Raw genomic sequence first — 19077 nt, 5'->3', positions numbered from 1 at the left:
TATGTTAAATTAATTACTGCCCTTGTTTAGCATCATTAATCATTTTTTCATTTGCTGTAATAGCAAACTCTACTCTTCTATTTTTAGCTCTTCCTTCATCTGTATCGTTTGTTGCAACCGGCATGCTTTCTCCTTCTCCTTTAGCAAACATTCTGCTTGAAGCAATACCTTTTCCTGCTAAATAAGCTTTTACAGCATCAGCCCTTCTTTGTGAAAGCTTCATGTTGTAATCGTCTGCTCCTTTGCTGTCTGTGTGTCCGTATACATTAATATTTGTATCAGGATTATCCACAAGAACCTTAGCTAATTTATCTAAGTTAGTTTGAGCTACAGATGTAAGATTTGAAGAATCGAATGCAAAAGTTACAATACTTTCGTTCATTGTAATTTTGATACCGTCTCCTACTCTTTCTACTTCAGCTCCCGGTAAAGTTTCTTTGATATCTTTAGCTTGCTTATCCATTTTGTTACCGATAACGTTACCTGCAACACCACCAATAATACCTCCTAATACAGCTCCTAGAGCTCCATTTCCACCTTTACCAACATTGTTCCCTAAAATACCACCAAGTACAGCTCCTGAAACAGCTCCTGCTGCAGTACCTCTCTGTTGGTGATTAGAATTCTGTACTGCCTCACAACTTGTCAATAGCAATGCTGATGATAAGAATAGGCCTCCGATATATGATTTATTAAATTTCATCTTTTTTTAATCTTTTATGTTTATAATTATTTCATTCCAGCTCTCTCGAAGTTGTAAACAACTTTTACTGTACTTCCGTCAAATGGAACATTTTGTTCTAACGAGAACTGATCTGTAGACTGATTGATAACGTCTAAAGTATATCCTGCTAAATTTTGCTTAGCTTTAGTTCCATCAGCAATTTTTTTGAACATAAAAGTATTTCCGTCTTTTATTTCAAATTTAATAGGCTGTGTAAATCCAGAACCACAGTTTCCGCCACCGTTTACCGTAATAGCACCTGTATAGTTATTTGGAATAAATCTCCAATGACTTCCTACAAAACACTGAGCATCGATCCCTTCATCAAAAGGTTTAATTTTAAGACCTTTATCGTAATTTATGCTTACAATCTGCCAATCCCCTTTTAACTTAAGAAACTCTGATCTCTGATTCTGTGATGTTTCAGCTTTCTTTACTGTGGAACAAGACACTGCAAAAAGTGATGTTCCTAACATCCCTGCAAGTAGTAACTTTTTCATTTTGTTGTTTATTATTATGTTACTATAAAGTTATAAAAAACCGTGCCAAAATTGCATAATAAAAATAAAAAAAGTCCGAAAAATTCGGACTTTCTATCTTTGCACCTTAAATACAGGTAGATAAGTTATTTTTTAACAGTCTTTTTTACGGATTTCGTAGCCTTTTTAACACTAGAAGGCTTTCCGTTATAGAAATTGGTAAAAGCGTATTCAGCAGCCTTTTTCACGTCAATAACACCTCCAGCCTGAGAAAAATCACTAAAACCATTTGTAGTGTTTGGATTGCTGGATTTTACTAAAGCTTCAATAATCTGATCCGGTTTTAATCCCGGCATATAAGCCAATAAAACAGCAGCAGCCCCCGCTACAACAGGAGAAGCCATTGAAGTTCCCTGAAGATATTTGTAACCACCTTTTGTTACAGTAGAATAAATCTGCTCACCAGGCGCAAAAACATTTACTTTATTTTTATTGAAATTTGAGAAACCAGCTCTTAAAGCGTCGTTATTATTTGTACTCGCACCAACAACAATTACGTTATTTACAAGCGGTTTTTCGTCTGTTACGTTTTTGTAGTTTGTAGGATAAGCAACATGTTCTGTAATATCTTCATTTTCATTACCTGCAGCTTTAACCAATAAAACCCCTTTGCTTTCAGCATATTTGAATGCATCCCAAACAACAGTTTTACCCGGAGAAACCGGTTTACCAAAGCTCATATTTAAAACTTTAGCACCATTGTCCACAGCGTATCTGATTGCATTTGCAACGTCTTTATCTCTTTCATCCCCATTTGGAACAGTTCTTACAGACATGATCTTAGCCACTTTAGAAGCTACTCCATACTGAATTTCTTTTCCCTGAGGTAATCCTGCAATGATCCCTGCAACGTGCGTTCCATGAGTAGCATCAGGGCCTTCGTAATGATTGTTTCCGTAATTTTTCTCAGAGTAATCATCATAATTATCTCCTACGATTGATTTTCTAGGATCATAACTTAAATCATATTGCTGAGCTTGAGGAGTAACCGAATCAAGAGCTTCTTTCATTTCCTCTTTCATTGCTTTTTCAAAATCTGCAGGAGATTTTCCTTGAAATTCAGGGTTTTGTGCTACCTGTCCCAAAACATTAAGCGCAATTGCATCTTTTTGATCTCCAGGAGCCTTGATAGCAGCAATATTTTCAGCTGTTACAGGTTTTTCTCCTAATAATCTTAGCATGTTAGGAATAAGATCATTGATCATCGTATATGTCTGTAAAGCTTGTCTTCCTTCAACACTCTTTTTAGTGAAAAGCTCTTTAGCCTTCATATACATTGCGAAGTCTTCAGGCATTTTAGCTTGATTAGCTTTATTTTTTGCGGAATCGTCTCCTTCGAAAATTGGCTTATATTTAGCAACAACTCTGGTTACCTCCATATTATCAACGTCGATATCTCCATTCTTTCCACCGATGAAATTCCATCCGTGAACATCGTCGATATATCCGTTTCCGTCGTCATCTTTACCATTGTTAGGAACTTCGTTAGGATTTGACCAAACATTTTTCACTAACCCCGGGTGATCAACCTGAACACCACTGTCTAAAACTCCAACAACAACTGTTGTAGGCTTAAGACCTTTAGATTCTAAATATTTATAGGCATTTTCTGTATTTACACCATATACTTTTGACGTAGCAAAATCTTTGTGATACCAAGTCATTAGGTCTTTATCCTGATTAGAATCAACTTTAGCTTCTTGGGCAAAAGTGAAACTAAAACCTGTTAGAAAAACAGCTGCTAATAATACCTTTTTCATATGTCGTTATTTATTTAATTTTAAAGATCATACGGAAGAGCTTTTGTTAAAAGATTAATAGTCTTTCAAAACAAGACAATTCCATATTTAATATGATTGTTTTATATTTTTAAGATAAGTCAAAGATTCAGGTCCTTTGTTACAAATAAGATCCAAAATCGTTAAGTCTTTTAAAAATCCGAATTTATCTGAAAACGTCTGATAATATTCTTCCATCTCAAACTCAGAAGGTGATTTTGCAGAGAACTTTTCTCTGAAGTTTATCTGTTCAGGATTTTTGATGTATTCTATATTCAAAGAGTGTGCCTTTTCTGTTTTTAAAATACTTTGAAGAATTTCAATGACCTCTAAATTAAAATTCAACAAATATTTTTCCTCTAATTCGTATATTTTCTTCAACTTGTCTTCGTAAAACTCAAAATAAGGAGATCCTTGATAGGCTGTTTTGATAGACTTCCAGTGAAGGCTTCGCCAATCTTCTCTATAAGAAATTTCAGTATTTTTAAACTCTCTGTTCCCGGTGTGACTGATTGGGATTATCAATGTAAGTTTCCCATTTGCACCAAAAATATTGGTTCTGCTTCTGTACGTCTGTTTTGGAAAACTTTCAAATTGCTCAAATAAAATTTCATTCTCAGCATCTAAAAAAACTGAAAACCAAGAAATTGGTGGTAAATAAAATACCGGTAATAAAATATTCTGCATTATACTATTAATTTTTAGGATAAAATATTCTTCCAACTATATCTTCTTTATCCACAAATCCTAAATATCGTGAATCTAAACTAGCATTCCGATTATCTCCAAGAAAAAAAAGCTTATTTTTAGGAATTATAACTGGTCCAAAATTATCTGCATTCCAATTTTTACTGTAAATTTTAAAGATATTAGAATCATTATTCTTATTTATAAATCTCTCATAAAAAAAATCTTCTTTAAGATCAGTTTTACTTAATTGAGTTATAAAATAATTTTCATCAATTTGAAAGAAATCATTTGTATTAACTCCTTTTGTCATCATCAAATCATTTACAAATGCTCGATCAATTTTATAAGCTTGTTTGACATTAAATCTATCAATTAAACTATCATTGACGTAGAGTAATCCTTCTTTAATATGAATTTTATCATTTTCAACCCCTATTAATCTTTGCACATATACTCCTTTTTCATAATCTAAATTATTTTGATTATAAGCTAGCATTGTATACTTTTTATAAGGTAAAATATTACTCATAAAAATAAATGAATTCTTTTTGATAGTTGGTTCATTTCCTCCTGTAGGTATAAAAGCATATTGCAAAACTCCTGTGAGTTTTGCAATAATAAAAAGAATTACTATAAAGCTTCCTGTGAGGAGAACTTTATTAAATATTTTGTTTTTAATCATTAATCGTCTTCAGTCTTTTTCTTTCCGAATAACTTCATGAAATATTCCCATCCAAAGAATAAAATAAGAATCATCGCTGCGATCCACCAATATGAAGTTTTGTTGGCTTCACCTGTATTTGTAGCTTTAAACATTCTGTCCCAACGAACTCTCCAACCATCTGCTTGAAAAGAAGCACTTGAATCATTAAATGCTCCTTCAATGCTCATCCAAGTAAACATAGGCTTACCTACAATATTTTCCTCAGGAACAACGCCAAAAAACCTAGCATCAAGAGAAGAATCTCTGTTATCCCCAACCATCATATAATAATCCTGCTGAATTGTATATTTATTAGTTTCTTTTCCGTTAATGAAAATTTTCCCGTTCTTATTTTCTAAACTATTATGCTCATATTCTGAAATAATCCACTGATACATTGGAAGAGATTCTTGATTGATCGTAACAACATCACCTTTCTTAGGGATTCTCAATGGTCCATACCAATCTTGATTCCAAGGTTTATTTACTGGATAAATAGACTGGGCGGTATCTATTTTTGTTCTCATTGCATCCCTATAAGAAACAGCAGCATATCCTTTCTCCATAATATCTTCATGAACAGAAACAACTTGAGGAAGAGCTTTTATTGCCTGTAGCCTTTTATCAGTCAACTGCATTACATACACAGTATTTTTAGGATTAAATCCATACTTTTCCGTTTTCTCTTGAAAATATGCAGATGTATTATCCAATTGTACAATTGAAATATACTCTAATCTTTTGAATAGGTCTTTGATATCAATTTCACTTCCAGCTTCTACATAATATGCATGCTGAACTTCTTGATCTCCTAAAAATGCTTCACCCTTTCCGTTTACAAAAAGTCTTCCAGCTCGCATCTCAAATGTATCGCCTGCTACAGCAACACATCTTTTAACATAGGGATCTTTTCTATCAGTCGCGGTATGTACAGAGTCCTGAGGATAGTTGAAAACAACTATATCTTTTTTCTGAGGCTTATTGAATTGGAAAACTCTCTCATAAGGCAATTTTACTGCATCTACATAAGATTTAGGATCATCCTTAGGATTACCAGGCTCACCTATATCCGTAATAGTTCCCTGTAGGAAAGGTATTGCTAAAGGACGCATTGGAAGCCTGTAACCGTAGCTCCATTTATTTACGAAAAGGAAATCACCTACCAGCAACGTTCTTTCCATAGATCCTGTAGGAATCCCGAAAGGCTGCGTTACAAAAGAGTGGATAATGGTTGCAAATACCACTGCAAAAGTAATAGAACCTATAAAAGAATCTTTCTTCTTCGCATTTTTCTCTTCGTCAGTCAAGAACAATTCGTTTTCATCTTCTAACTCTACATCTTTAGAATAGTTCACACTTGCCATATAAATAAATGGAAGAATCACCGTAAGCAACTGATGTTGGAAAAGGCTTTTTCCAAATTTTTTCATTAAATAAACATGAAAAACAGACATCATAATTGGCCCAACGATCGGTAAATACGATAATAGCGCCCACCACTTCGGATGTTTTGTTTCTTTTAAAATAATGAAATAATTGTAAAAAGGGACAAACGCGAATAGCGGACTATACCCTAATTTCTTGAACAGTTTCCAAGTTGAAAGTCCCATTAATACAGATAAAATGAGAACGTATACTGTATAAGTTAAAAAATAATTCATAAATTTTTCTTGCCTAATCTATAATATGAGTAATTGGTAATGAGCAATGAGTAATTTTCACCACCCATTATTTCTTACTATTAGTTTACAATGTAGGGAATTTGTTACAAAATTAAAGACCTAAAACATCTTTCATTGTGAAATTTCCTTTTTTATCTTTGATCCATTCTGCAGCAACAACAGCACCTAATGCGAAACCGTTTCTGTTGAATGCCGTGTGTTTGATCTCAATTTCATCAACCTCGCTTCTGTAAAAAACACTGTGAGTTCCCGGAACTTCATCTTCACGCACCGCAAAAATACCCAATTGATCTCCTTGAGTTTCTTCCAGTTTCCATGCGTTAAATTTGGGATTATTTTTAAAAATACCTTCTGCAATGGAAATCGCAGTTCCGCTTGGTGCGTCAAGTTTGTGAACGTGATGAATTTCTTCCAACTGACAAGAATATTCATCAACATTTTTCATTAAATCAGCTAATTTTTCGTTTAAAGCAAAAAATAAATTTACGCCTAAACTGAAATTTGAGCCGTATAAGAATGCTGTATTATTTTCAACAGCAATTTTTTCAATTTCTTCTTTCTTTTCAAGCCAGCCTGTAGTTCCGCTAATAACAGGAATTTGATTTTCAAGACAAGCTTTAATATTGTTATAAGCTACTTCCGGTAAAGAAAATTCGATAACAACATCTGGATTATTAAGGTTTTCAGCAGTAGGAGTTTCTTTTAATCTGGCAACAACTTCATGACCTCTCTTTGTAGCAATTTCATCGATGATTTTGCCCATTTTGCCGTATCCAACTAATGCTATTTTCATATTTTATTTATTTACCTGTTCTTTTTAATGTAAAGATCACAAAGTTTTTTTCCAATCTAACTGTTTTAAGTTCAAAAAGGCGTTTTACTCAGCAAGTCTATGAATTAAAGAACAAAATTCATCATTTTTTAAAATCTATAACTTAAACTTAACCCTGTCTTTGGAGGATTGATGCCATACTGATCCTGAATAACCGCGGGACTGAAAGTTAAATCCGGGTCATGACGGCTTTCGTAAAGATGTGCATCTACAACGGCATCAACGATATTCAGAATATAAATTAACCCCGTAATTGCTATGGCGTAATCTCTTTGTCTTTTGGATCTGTCCTGTGCATTTCCAAGTGCCACTTTATCCAACCATGGATGACTGTCGACAAATTCGTTGGGAGTTCCGTTTAATTTTGCAATATAATATTCACGATATTTTTTGTACTGTTTATCGTTCCACATTGCAATTCCTACACCAGCTCCAACAGCTCCCCAAACGATAGGAACTTTCCAATATTTTTTATTGTAAAACTGACCTAATCCCGGTAAAACAGCAGAATATAATCCCGCTCTTGTAGGATTCAATTTTAATGTTTTTTTGGTTGGCCCGTTCGCACCTTCAAGATCTGCAACTATTTTAGCTTCAGATTTTGCTGGTTTTGCCGCAGAGATACTGTCTTTCGGATGGTATTCTACCCGAATTGTATCGTTGGGATTTACTTGTGAATAGGCAATTGCAAACAGACACAAGAAAAAAGTGAAAAATAATTTCTTCATTTATTTAATATGAGATAAAATATATTCCAATTCGTCTTCATTTTTGAAATCCAGAACAATTTTACCTTTTTTACCATTTCCGGAGGCTTTGATCTCCACTTTTACTTCTAGAATATCAGCAATCGTTTTTTGTACTCTCTTGTAATTATTTGAAAGCTCAATCGTTGCTTTTTTGGCAGCCGGTGATTTCGGATTTTTCAATGCAGCAGCAGCCTGCTCAGTCTGACGAACATTCAATTTTTCTTTAATAATTAAATTAAATAAAGTCTGCTGATCTTCTTCATTTTCAAGACTGATGATTGCTCTACCATGACCTGCAGAAATTTCACCACTTCTGATTGCATTCTGAATGTCCGGATTTAATCTTAACAATCTGATAGAGTTGGTAATTGTACTTCTGTCCTTTCCTACTCTCTGACTTAAATTTTCCTGAGTAAGACCGATTTCGTCCATCAATCTCTGATACGTTAATGCAATTTCAATCGCATCAAGATCTTCTCTCTGGATATTTTCAACAAGAGCCATCTCAAGAAGCTCCTGATCGTTTACTAAACGAATATAAGAAGGAATAGAAGTTAATCCCGCAAGTTTACTTGCTCTGAAACGTCTTTCCCCAGATATAATTTCAAATTTCTCACCGTCTTTTCTTAACGTAATTGGTTGAATTACGCCTAAGTTTTTAATAGACTGCGCGAGTTCGTTTAATGCCTTTTCATCAAAATAAGTTCTTGGCTGAGTCGGGTTCGGATAAATATCTTCAATCGATACTTCTACGATACTTCCTACAAACTTATCTGCTCCCTCATCAGTAGCAGAATTGACCGTAGCCTTGGATTCTGCACTTAAAATTGCTCCCAAACCACGTCCCATAGCTCTTTTTTTGTCCTTCATAGTATGCTTTAAGCTTTAAGCTTCTGGCTTTAAGCCTTTTTTAATTCTTAACTAAATTCTCGTTCTTCAATAAAACTTCTTCTGCCAACTGAATGTATTGGATCGCTCCTTTACTTTCTGCATCATAATTTAAGATACTTTCACCGAAACTTGGTGCTTCACTTAATCTTACGTTTCTGCTGATGATTGTTTCAAAAACCATTTCAGGGAAATGTAAGTTTACCTCTTCTACAACCTGATTAGACAATCTCAATCTGCTATCATACATTGTTAAAAGCAAACCTTCGATATCTAAATCTTTATTGTGGATTTTCTGAACATTTTTAATCGTATTCAATAATTTTCCTAATCCTTCCAACGCAAAATACTCGCATTGGATCGGGATAATTACAGAATCAGCGGCTGTAAGTGCGTTAACAGTAATCAAACCTAAACTTGGTGCGCAATCAATGATAATATAATCGTAATCATCTCTTACAGTTTGTAATGCTTTTTTAAGCATGTACTCACGATTTACTTTGTCTACCAATTCGATCTCCGCAGCAACTAAGTCGATGTGAGAAGGAACGATATCCAGGTTTGGTGTAGCTGTTTGCTTAATACAGGTTCTTGTATCAACGCTGTGCTCCAGCAAGTTATATGTAGAATACTGAACATCTTCAACCCCTAAACCGGATGTTGCATTAGCCTGAGGATCAGCATCAATGATTAATATTTTCTTTTCTAATACCCCTAATGCTGCGGCTAAATTTACAGCTGTTGTAGTTTTTCCAACTCCCCCTTTTTGATTAGCGATACCTATGATTTTTGCCATTATTAGAACTTTAAGCTTCAAAAATACACTTTTTTCTTTGCTATTAGTGAATGGCGAAAACTAAAATTGAGTTAAAATATTGTTAATAAGCATTTTAAGTATAAAAAAAATTATCCACAAAAATTAGCTTTTTGTGGATAACTATCAAGATTTGTATTTAAAATTTTGAATGCCTGCTTTTAATAATAATGTTATTTTTAACGCAAAGCACACAAAGGTTTCTAGACTACTTAATGCTTTTAGATTCGCACAAGCGTTCTAATCAGCAAAGTTCACAAAGATTTTAAATTATATCAAATTGTGGATAATCATATTAATTATCAAACTTCATTGAGATTGGAAATTTGAAATAACTTCTTACGGATTCACCTTGTTTATTTTTACCAGGCACCCATTTTCCTCTGATAGATTTAATAGTTCTTATAGCTTCATTATTGAAATCAGCATCTTTACCATCAGCTTTAATTCCTGAGATAGTTCCATTTGTTTCTACAATAAAAGTAATGGTAGTTTTCATTACATCTTGATCTTCAAATCCTGAACCGTCAAAATTGCTTATTACTTTATTTCTGAAAGTATTAATTCCTCCTTCAAAAGCTGCTTCAACACTTAAACCACCTAACCCAACAATTTCGTTAGGATCTTTCACAGGAACAACTGGCTGTGGCTTTACAGATGGTATCGTTCCTGTTCCAATAACTGGAGCTGGAGGAGTATAAGTATCTGGCTTTACAGGATCACCTTTAAAATTATCTATTAAACCAGCAGTAGCATCTTTAGGTTTATCTTGTTTGATAGGCTCTACAGCATCTTTTGTAGGTGTAGGAACAGAACTGTCATATTGCTTCTGATTAGGAGTTGCAACAGGCTGAACTGGTTTTACGATCTGCGCAGGCGGAGTTTCTATTCGATCAACTTTTTTTAATTTGATAACTACCGGTGGACCATCAGTCGGTACATGCACCGTAGAAGGCTCATTATTAAACGCAGAAATTACTAATGGGGTAATTGAAATCGCAGCCAACAAACTCACTCCTATAAAAAGCGCTTTGGTTAGTATTCTGTCTGATTCATTTCTTAAAGCATAAGCACCATATTCTTTGTTACGATGCTCGAAAAGGATCTCGTTAAAGCGAAATTCCTGATTATTGTTTAGGTGTTTCATCACTTAAAATATTTAAACTGTTAATATAAGGTGATTATTAGTTTTAGTAGCTCTTATCGATAAGCATTGTTTCAATATCAAAATATTTGCCAAATAATTGTTAAAACTGCAACATTTTAAAAATTTTTATAATAATCTTAAAATTTAACTATGCTAGAAATAATAACAGCCTAAAAACTAGGAGTATAAGATTTTTATTTTTCAATGATAATTCCATTTTAGTTAAAAAAATTCAACGTAAAATAAAAAATAGTAAAAACCACACTCCCAAAATCGGAAAAACACTGAGACTTTCTTTCTCAACCCGAAATACATTTGTACCATAAGAAATCGGGGAACGCTGAAAACCGAAAAGAGTAAGCAACAAAAATTTAAAAACTTATAATTATGCCAACTTTAACTCAAGAAGCTAGATCAAACTCATTAATGAGCATGCTTTTAAAACAAGTTTACGATTCTGTAACCAACGGTGGAGATCCGGATTCAATCGGTCCAAATGATTTTATCGCATTCGACCCAATCGGACTTACGTTAACAGAAGACACTTTTGATTATGCATTAAACGGATTATTCGGAAACGCTCCGGCTCCAAAACCATTATTGGACGGAACAGGAAAACCAATCTTAGATGCCAACGGAAATCCTAAAACCAATTTAGAGGAATTCCAGAATGCCATGAAAGACAGCAAATTCCGTAAATATCTTCAAATGGAACAGTTTTCTGCAATGGTAGACGCGATTCCTTCTCAATTGCCGCCACTTACACCTAACGGAAACGGAAGACAGATCACCATTTTTAATGACTCTTCAAAAAGAGTATCAAAAGTGTACGAAGATTTAATGCAATGGTCTGTTGTGGTTGATACTCCAATGGATCCTAAAGTTGAAAAAAATCTTGAAAAACTAAGAGACAAACTTTTCAAAATCAAAGTAATAAAAAATCCTGATTTTGATGAAAATGCTCCTGTTGACGATTTAAACAAGCCAGAATTACACCAAACTTTTGTTGCTCCGATGTATTCTAAATATATCGAGTATCAAATGAAATACTACGATATTGTTGATACTAACAATTCAATAAGAATCGATGCCGACAACGGAGATCCTGATGCCATGGCAACTTTATCTATCGACGGTAAAAACATGAAAAAAAGAGAAGATGCAGCATTGAAAGCATGGCAATCTCTAGGTTATAAAGAAGCAGTTGAAAGAATTCAGAATTATCTGAGCGAAATTGAAGAAAAACATATGTTGGTCATCAAAAAACGTCTTCAGTCGGAATTCAGAAACAGTCAGAGAACGAGAGTGATCGATTATATTAATTATTCTCCATCAATCCCAATTTCTGCAAATGCTTTGAAAGAATCTAAAAACTGGCCGACAATTTCAATGTATGAAGGAAGTGCGCACAGTGATTATTCTAAATCAATTCATAACTGGAGTGCAGGTGCGGGATTCAGTATGGGATTATTCAGTATTGGTGCAAGAAATAGCGGAAATACAACGAGAACATCGATGAATACTGATTTCAGTAATCTTAAAATTTCATTTAAACTTGGAAAAGTAAGAGTGGAAAGAGGATGGTTCAGCGAAGAATTTGTAGAATCAAAATACTGGAAACTTCACGAAACTTCACCACAATCATTAAACGGAGACATCATCAGTGATGGTAAAGGAAAAGGATTGATGCCGATGATCGTTACAGAATTGATCATCGCTAGAGATGTAATGCTGGATTTCAGCGAAAACAGTACAGCGTACAAAGCAGCAAGCACAAAGATCAGCAGCGGAGCGGCAGTAGGAATCGGACCATTCGTATTCGGTGGAAGCCATAATTACGAAAACCAAAATTCGCAAACTGATGCAAAATGGAGCGGTAAAAAACTACAGTCAAATGGTATCTATATTATCGGATACAAATGTCATGTAGTTCCAAAATCTCCAAATCCAAACCCTGATATCAAAGTTTGGACAGACGGTAAATCATAATATCCTTCTCAATAGAATAACCGGCAGGAGCTTTTTTCTGTCGGTTATTTATAAAATTATTGACTAATCTTTAAGTTTTTTTAAACGCAAAGAAAGCAAAGATTTTTTTGAAAAACTAACTGTTTTTAAGTTCGCAAAGGCGTTCTACTCAGCAAAGTTATCAAAGATTTTAAACTGAAAACCAACAACCAGCAACCAAAAACTATTAACCAAAAACCAATTGCCATGAAATACTTTGTTGCCGTCTATCAAAAGCTTAGAAACATTTATACGTCTCAAAGCTCGATGGAGAATGATCTGCCGATGATCTGCCCTTCTCTGAGAGTGTATGAAAACGAAGAACTGGAATTATTAAAACCTCAAAGTTTACTGAATGATGATCAGAAAAAAGCACTTTCTATCATTAAAAAACAAAATGTGGCTTATGAACTAAATTCCGTCCCAATTTCTGCTAATTTTTGGGATCTGAATCCTAACAATTCTTTATTTGATATTTACAGAGATATTCTGGATAAGAGTAACCTGAAAAACATTGAAGAAAATTTAGATAAAATTCTTGAAAGCAAAAGCATTATATTATATGATGCTAAAAATAATGACACAAAAGAATTTAAAGCCTATAAAAAATATTTAACCAACCATGAAACAGCGGTCGATAAAATCACTGCTCATCTGGAAATATTTGACAGTTTAGACACTGACGATGAAAAAAAGAACTGGAACGACCAATTACTCAATCTCAACAATATAAAAGAGCTTGCTTTTTCTGAATGGAAAGTAAAAGGTTTCAAAGATCTCATTGAAAAAGAACTTGAAAAGATCAATAAAACTTCCGAAGCAGATCTGTATGTTGCAATGGCTCAAAATGCAAAAAACACCTTTACTGCAGCAGAAAAAACGGATGTGATCAGCAATTCTTCCATTCATGATATTAATTTTATTCCATATGATTTTATGGAAAATGAATCGGGCTGGAATAGCATGAGAATTGAAAAATCAGAGCTTGATAATTTACATTCCGAAGCCAAAAATGCCAATGAAAATCTACCATCAGAAATTCTTACCATTGATTATGATGAAAGCGTGATTCTTGCGGTAGAACTTGAATATTCTTTTGTTCATTTAAAAAGAAACTGGTTCAACAAAAATTTTATGATGTCTACTCTTTTTCAATGGAATGAAGCGAAAAAAATATCCGATGGGCAGACCATTTCCAATGATTTTAAACTTCCCGCATTTCCGAAAACAATGATGTTAATTAAAAATTTAAAAATAATTTTAGATCCATCCATCACCAACGATACCGTAAATAATCCTAATCAACTGATCTATTTCGGTCCGTTGATCATGAAACAACAGCTTTTTGTGAATAAAAATAACAATCAGAAATTCCTGAAAGCCGTAACAAACGTTAGAACCATAAAATCTGATCAACTCAACACCTTATCAAGAAAAACTGATAACCCGGAAAACGCAAAAATATCCACCATGGAATTTGCTTCAAAACCTGCGCTTGAAACAGTGACCGAAGCTCCAAAAATGAATCCAAATATAGCTTTCAATAATAGAATAAATATGAGTGCTTTAGGCGGTGTCAGAAATTTAATACCAATTACTCCTACTCCGCATGTTGCAACTCCGGTTCAGCCTGTAGCTCCAGTAAAACCCATCACTCCGATTGTTGCCACGCCAATACGAGTTCCCGGAATTTTTGTCCCGATAAGAGTTCCAATTCAGGTTCAGCCAACTTCAGCCATGGTACAGTTCAGGGTTTTTGATAAAATAAATAATGATCCGATTTACAAATGCGCCATTTCCATCAAAGGAACGAATAACAACAGGATCTTCGAGATAGAAACCAACGAATTCGGAATGATCAACCAAATGATCCCGATCGGAGAATACAGCATTGAATTGAGAGTTGATGATTACGCTGTTTTGCAACAAAACTTCAGCGTAGTAAACGTCAATCCTTTGAATTTAGACTACAAACTTCAAAGAGAGGAAGTCAAATTTAAATCATACTTTTTAATTGGGATGATTTGTGAGAGAATGCCGAAAGTACCGATTAATTAAAGTATTTTTTATCAAATTCTTTTGTCTTGAAATCGAAGATTCGACGTAGTTAAACAAAAGAATCAAAAATTTTCTAAAGGATGATACATAGTTTTTGTCATTCCGTAGGAATCTCAACTATGCTATTTCTAAAACTAAATTTAGATTCCTACGGAATGACAAACTAACTGAAAATCTTTATGAATAAAAATCATACTATTTAAAACTTAAAAAACTAACAGCCATGAAACTTTTAAAATATTACACAAAATCACCGGAAGTCACTACACTTTGTGAGCTTCTTTATAAACAAGGATATAACATCAAAATTTCAGATTCTTTTTCTCTGGAAGTTGATGCAGCAGTGAAGGATTTTCAACGAAAAAATTCTTTAGTTGTGGATGGAATTGTCGGAATGAAAACTTGGACGGTTTTACTACAAAAAAATTCGGCTCCGGCTCCAACCAATTCAGCGGATAAATTTTTGAAAGAAAGTGATTTAATAAGCTTTGCAGATCAGTACAACCTCGAATTGGCAGCCGTTAAAGCCGTCAACGAAATTGAAAGCAGCGGAAAAGGATTTTTAATTAATAATAAACCTAAAATCTTGTTTGAAGGTCATATTTTCTGGAATGAATTGAAAAAAAGAGGAATCGATCCAAATACTTTCTACAACGCTAATCATAAAGATGTTTTATATCCAAAATGGACGAAAATATACTATCAAGGCGGCGTAAAAGAATACGACAGACTAAACGAAGCAATGACTTTAGGAAGCGATCCGAAATTCAAAGATGCAGCGTTATCTTCTGCTTCTTGGGGAAGTTTCCAGATTATGGGTTTTCATGCTAAAAATCTTGGATATATTGACACCGCCGACTTTGTTTCAAAAATGGAAATTAATGAAGGCGAACATTTGAAAGCTTTCGGAAAATTCCTTGAGAAAAATAATCTTTTAACTCATTTGAGAAATAAAAGCTGGGCAAATTTCGCAAAAGGTTATAATGGCGGAGGGTACAAGCTCAATAAATATGATGAGAAATTAGCCAAAGCTTATGCTAAATATTCTAAAAACTAATTAACCAATTTATATTTTGACGCATTGCTTTTTAAAGTTCCCTTTGCGTTGAATGATATTTTTCTCCCACATTTTTTGTGGGAGATTTTTAATTATAAAGTCGGTGACTTCGAGAACCTCAGCCACCTACTTTATAAACTTGCGCGACAACTGGTGGCTGAGGTTCTCGAAGCCACTGAATAACAAAAAAAAAGAGACTATCAAATTTGACAGTCTCTTTTAAATTTATTTGAAAATATTCCTTAGAATAATTCTTTTCTGATGATGTTTTGACTTCTTTCAGGACCTACAGATACTAAGTAAACGTTGATTCCTAAATATTTTTCGATAAACTCGATGTATTTCTGAGCAGTGTCAGGAAGTTCGTCGTAACTTCTTACTTGTGTAAGATCTTCGTTCCAACCCGGTAGATCTTGGTAGATCGGTTCGTAGTTGTATAATTTTTCTGTTGAAGAAGTGAAATAATCGATGATTTTTCCGTCTTCAGTTTTGTAATGAGTAACGATTTTAAGGTTTTCAATTCCTGTAAGAACGTCTAATTTCGTAATTACTAAGTTATTGATACCGTTGATCATACAAGCGTGTTTCAAAGAAACAAGGTCTAACCAACCTGTTCTTCTTGGTCTACCTGTGGTCGCTCCGAACTCACCTCCGATCTGTCTGATCTTTTCTCCTAATTCATTGTCCAATTCAGAAGGGAAAGGTCCGTTTCCTACTCTTGTGCAATATGCTTTGGCAACACCGATAAGATTTTTAAGTGAAGTTGGCGGAACACCAGCTCCTGTACAAACTCCTCCTGTAGATGGAGAAGATGAAGTTACGTATGGATATGTTCCAAAGTCGATATCTAGCATCAACGCCTGAGCTCCTTCGAATAAAACGTTTTTACCATCTCTGATAGCTTCGTTCAATTCAACTTCTGTATCAACGATTCTGTGTTGAAGTTGTTTTCCTATCTCTAAAAATTCGTTGTAAATTTCTTCAACGTCTAATGTAGGTTTTCCGTAATATTTTTCGAAAAGAGAGTTTTTAACTTTTAAGTTTTTCTCAATTTTATCTCTTAAAATCTCAGGATTTAAAAGGTCTACCATTCTGATACCGATTCTTGCGATCTTATCTTCATAACATGGTCCGATTCCTTTTTTAGTAGTTCCGATCTGAGTTCCTCCGTGCTCTTCTTCACGGTAAGTATCCAAAAGGATGTGGTAAGGCATGATCACATGCGCTCTTCTGCTGATAAAAATGTGGTCTGTTCTAAGGCCTTTGCTTTCGATCTGGCCTACTTCTCTAATGAAAGATTTAGGATTTACCACTACTCCATTGGCAATGATACATTTACCTTTACACTGCAAAACTCCTGAAGGAAGAAGGTGCAAAACAAATTTCTCCTCACCTACATAAACCGTGTGACCAGCGTTGTCTCCCCCTTGGAAACGAACAACATAATCCGATTTTGCAGATAAAACATCCGTGATTTTTCCTTTACCTTCATCTCCATACTGAAGACCTACAACTACGTAAGTTGACATATTTTACTTTTGTTTTTAGATTCATGCAAAATTACTTTTAAAAAATAGGGTGACCAAATTTGTGGTGGATTTTATTTTTGGGTGGATGGAAATCATGTTACGGTTTCCCTTTTTTTACTTGATTTTTATTATTTATATTTGGTAAAACTAACCATAAAAACAAAGCAAACATGACATTTGAAAATTTACCCGAAACACAAGCAGATTTAGTAGAAAAAAACAATCAAAATCTTCCAGAAAAAAAAACGACTTTCGATATTGAGACCTTTAAATCTATTTATTATTGGGCAAATGCCAAACCTGACACTCAATTAAAATTATTCAGAGGAAGAAAGACAATTTCACTTTCCGATATCCATGATTTAAATACAAGAATTGGGAATAAATTAAAAAACTACAATATCGAAACCTTTTTAGTTACTTTAAATTTTGTTCTCACAGAAGGAAACATTAGAGAATATTCTTCATGGGACGAGTTTAACAGAGAAAATTGGCAGTTTGTTAACCAAAGAATACAAACAATAAGTATTACTTGGGATTTAACATTTTCTATACCTAATTATCATCTTCCTCAGAGACATACTTTAAAAGTTAGAATTGGTAGCGCTATACCTCCAAAAGACCTATTCCATTTTATGTTCAATACCGATGAAACAAGTGACTTGTTAACTTTACGTGCGGAAGGAATGGTAAAAGTAGACTTTATAAATCAGGTTTTGGGAAATGAACTTATTAATATAGCCACGGAATGGAACGAAGGATTAACAACAGTAGAACGTAAGAATAATTTTCAATCGTTTTTACAAAATAACGAAAGATATATTAATAAATCAATTATATATTTTTTTCCACTATTAATTTTATTTTTAGGATTTATTTATCAAAATTTAATAATCAAAGAATTAGACTTATCCAAAGATTTAAATTTAATAACATTAGAAAGAACATTATTAATTGGTGCTACAATAACAAGCATAGGCTTAGTTTTATCTAGATTTATCGCGAATCAATTTAGTAGAAGAATAGATAAGTTTAAGATGCCTTCTGGAATTTTAATAACAAAAGGAGATAAAATCTATGATGAAGAATTAAAAATAGAAAATAAAACGATTATAAAAGATATTTTAGGTAGGGTATTAATAAGTTTAACCGTTGCCATAGTAATAATTGGCTTGAAATATATTTACACATATTTTTTTAGCAATAAATCATAAGAAAAGCATTAACAAAGTTTAATGACAACTCTTAATGAAATAAGTATATAGTAAATCTATTTTTGGACTACATACCAAAAATTGGTATATTTGATTAAAATTAAAACGATGGCAAAAAACACATCCATATTATTAGGAGATTATTTTGACAACTTTATTAGTCAACAGATTAAGTCTGGCAAATACTCTTCGGCAAGTGAAGTTGTAAGAACAGCTTTAAGAATGTTTGAACATGAGGAATCTAAGAAAACAGAATTAATCAACGAATTAAAAAAAGGTGAAAAATCTGGTTTTGTTGAAAATTTTGACCGTAAAGAATTTTTGAAAAATCTTCATCAAAAACATTCTGCTGACTAAATGAAATACAAAATCAGTAAAGAAGCATCAAATGATTTAGAAAAAATCTGGCTTTACACCTTCGAAACTTGGTCAGTAAAACAGGCAGATCATTATTTTGATTTGCTCATGAATGAAATTGAGTATTTATCTGAGAATCCAACATCCGGAAAAGATTACGGTGAAATAAGAAAAGGATATTTCCGTTCAAGGGTGAAATCTCATTTTATATTTTACAAAATCAATCTTAAAAATGAAGAAATTGAAATTATAAGAATTCTTCATCAACAAATGGATATTTCATCAAGATTGGATGAATAAAAATTCATG

Annotated in this window: 18 protein-coding genes; 6 read left to right on the top strand and 12 right to left on the bottom strand. The window is 33.5% G+C overall.

Annotated elements, in window-relative coordinates:
• Nucleotides 1–13 precede the first annotated feature (13 nt).
• The 11 genes from EG348_RS12290 to EG348_RS12240 all read right to left on the bottom strand — a co-directional run bounded on the left by EG348_RS12290 (nucleotide 14) and on the right by EG348_RS12240 (nucleotide 10546).
• Entirely contained in the window at nucleotides 14–703 is a 690-nt protein-coding gene (locus tag EG348_RS12290; protein WP_123983397.1) for an OmpA family protein, read from the bottom strand.
• Nucleotides 704–729: 26 nt separating this feature from the next.
• Complete coding sequence (locus tag EG348_RS12285; protein WP_123983396.1) at nucleotides 730–1224, bottom strand: lipocalin family protein; 495 nt, start codon at nucleotides 1222–1224, stop codon at nucleotides 730–732.
• A 125-nt stretch (nucleotides 1225–1349) separates the two neighbouring features.
• Nucleotides 1350–3023 carry a S8 family serine peptidase gene (locus EG348_RS12280; protein WP_123983395.1) on the bottom strand — a complete coding sequence of 558 codons (1674 nt, stop codon included), beginning with the start codon at nucleotides 3021–3023 and terminating at the stop codon, nucleotides 1350–1352.
• 87 nt (nucleotides 3024–3110) lie between these two features.
• The gene (locus EG348_RS12275; RefSeq protein ID WP_123983394.1) at nucleotides 3111–3728 is read right to left on the bottom strand and encodes a WbqC family protein; all 618 of its coding nucleotides are present in this window, start codon (nucleotides 3726–3728) and stop codon (nucleotides 3111–3113) included.
• Nucleotides 3729–3735: 7 nt separating this feature from the next.
• On the bottom strand, nucleotides 3736–4413 hold the full coding sequence (gene lepB / locus EG348_RS12270) for a signal peptidase I (RefSeq protein WP_123983393.1): 678 nt from the start codon (nucleotides 4411–4413) through the stop codon (nucleotides 3736–3738).
• Nucleotides 4413–6095, bottom strand: a complete 1683-nt coding sequence (gene lepB / locus EG348_RS12265) for a signal peptidase I (protein WP_123983392.1) — start codon at nucleotides 6093–6095, stop codon at nucleotides 4413–4415. Before lepB (EG348_RS12265) ends, lepB (EG348_RS12270) begins: the two co-directional genes overlap by 1 nt.
• 112 nt (nucleotides 6096–6207) lie before the next feature.
• On the bottom strand, nucleotides 6208–6909 hold the full coding sequence (gene dapB / locus EG348_RS12260) for a 4-hydroxy-tetrahydrodipicolinate reductase (protein ID WP_123983391.1): 702 nt from the start codon (nucleotides 6907–6909) through the stop codon (nucleotides 6208–6210).
• A 128-nt stretch (nucleotides 6910–7037) separates the two neighbouring features.
• The gene (locus EG348_RS12255) at nucleotides 7038–7676 is read right to left on the bottom strand and encodes a DUF5683 domain-containing protein (protein WP_123983390.1); all 639 of its coding nucleotides are present in this window, start codon (nucleotides 7674–7676) and stop codon (nucleotides 7038–7040) included.
• Nucleotides 7677–8567 (bottom strand): ParB/RepB/Spo0J family partition protein, encoded by an 891-nt coding sequence (locus tag EG348_RS12250; RefSeq protein WP_123983389.1) that lies wholly within the window; start codon nucleotides 8565–8567, stop codon nucleotides 7677–7679. It abuts the gene before it with no gap.
• A gap of 40 nt (nucleotides 8568–8607) precedes the next feature.
• Nucleotides 8608–9381: a ParA family protein gene (locus EG348_RS12245; protein WP_123983388.1), complete on the bottom strand. Its 774-nt coding sequence runs from the start codon at nucleotides 9379–9381 to the stop codon at nucleotides 8608–8610.
• A gap of 313 nt (nucleotides 9382–9694) precedes the next feature.
• The gene (locus tag EG348_RS12240; RefSeq protein WP_123983387.1) at nucleotides 9695–10546 is read right to left on the bottom strand and encodes an energy transducer TonB; all 852 of its coding nucleotides are present in this window, start codon (nucleotides 10544–10546) and stop codon (nucleotides 9695–9697) included.
• Between the two features lie 387 nt (nucleotides 10547–10933).
• Between EG348_RS12240 and EG348_RS12235 the strand changes: the two genes are divergently transcribed.
• The 3 genes from EG348_RS12235 (at nucleotide 10934) to EG348_RS12225 (ending at nucleotide 15668) form a co-directional block, all read left to right on the top strand.
• Nucleotides 10934–12535: a hypothetical protein gene (locus EG348_RS12235; RefSeq protein ID WP_123983386.1), complete on the top strand. Its 1602-nt coding sequence runs from the start codon at nucleotides 10934–10936 to the stop codon at nucleotides 12533–12535.
• A gap of 225 nt (nucleotides 12536–12760) precedes the next feature.
• Entirely contained in the window at nucleotides 12761–14611 is a 1851-nt protein-coding gene (locus EG348_RS12230; protein WP_123983385.1) for a hypothetical protein, read from the top strand.
• Between the two features lie 223 nt (nucleotides 14612–14834).
• Nucleotides 14835–15668 carry an N-acetylmuramidase domain-containing protein gene (locus tag EG348_RS12225; protein WP_123983384.1) on the top strand — a complete coding sequence of 278 codons (834 nt, stop codon included), beginning with the start codon at nucleotides 14835–14837 and terminating at the stop codon, nucleotides 15666–15668.
• Between the two features lie 242 nt (nucleotides 15669–15910).
• Here EG348_RS12225 and EG348_RS12220 read toward each other — a convergent pair whose 3' ends face one another.
• Nucleotides 15911–17197, bottom strand: a complete 1287-nt coding sequence (locus EG348_RS12220) for an adenylosuccinate synthase (RefSeq protein ID WP_123983383.1) — start codon at nucleotides 17195–17197, stop codon at nucleotides 15911–15913.
• Between the two features lie 170 nt (nucleotides 17198–17367).
• Between EG348_RS12220 and EG348_RS12215 the strand changes: the two genes are divergently transcribed.
• From EG348_RS12215 to EG348_RS12205, 3 genes are all read left to right on the top strand, one after another.
• Complete coding sequence (locus tag EG348_RS12215) at nucleotides 17368–18411, top strand: hypothetical protein (protein ID WP_123983382.1); 1044 nt, start codon at nucleotides 17368–17370, stop codon at nucleotides 18409–18411.
• 108 nt (nucleotides 18412–18519) lie between these two features.
• Complete coding sequence (locus tag EG348_RS12210) at nucleotides 18520–18768, top strand: type II toxin-antitoxin system ParD family antitoxin (RefSeq protein ID WP_123983381.1); 249 nt, start codon at nucleotides 18520–18522, stop codon at nucleotides 18766–18768.
• A complete protein-coding gene (locus EG348_RS12205) occupies nucleotides 18769–19068 on the top strand; it encodes a type II toxin-antitoxin system RelE/ParE family toxin (RefSeq protein ID WP_123983380.1) in 300 nt (99 codons plus the stop codon). It begins immediately after the preceding gene.
• Nucleotides 19069–19077 lie beyond the last annotated feature (9 nt).

The organism is Chryseobacterium sp. G0201 (assembly GCF_003815655.1).
Classification (GTDB): Bacteria; Bacteroidota; Bacteroidia; order Flavobacteriales; family Weeksellaceae; genus Chryseobacterium.
This window is presented reverse-complemented; position numbering and strand designations above follow the sequence as displayed.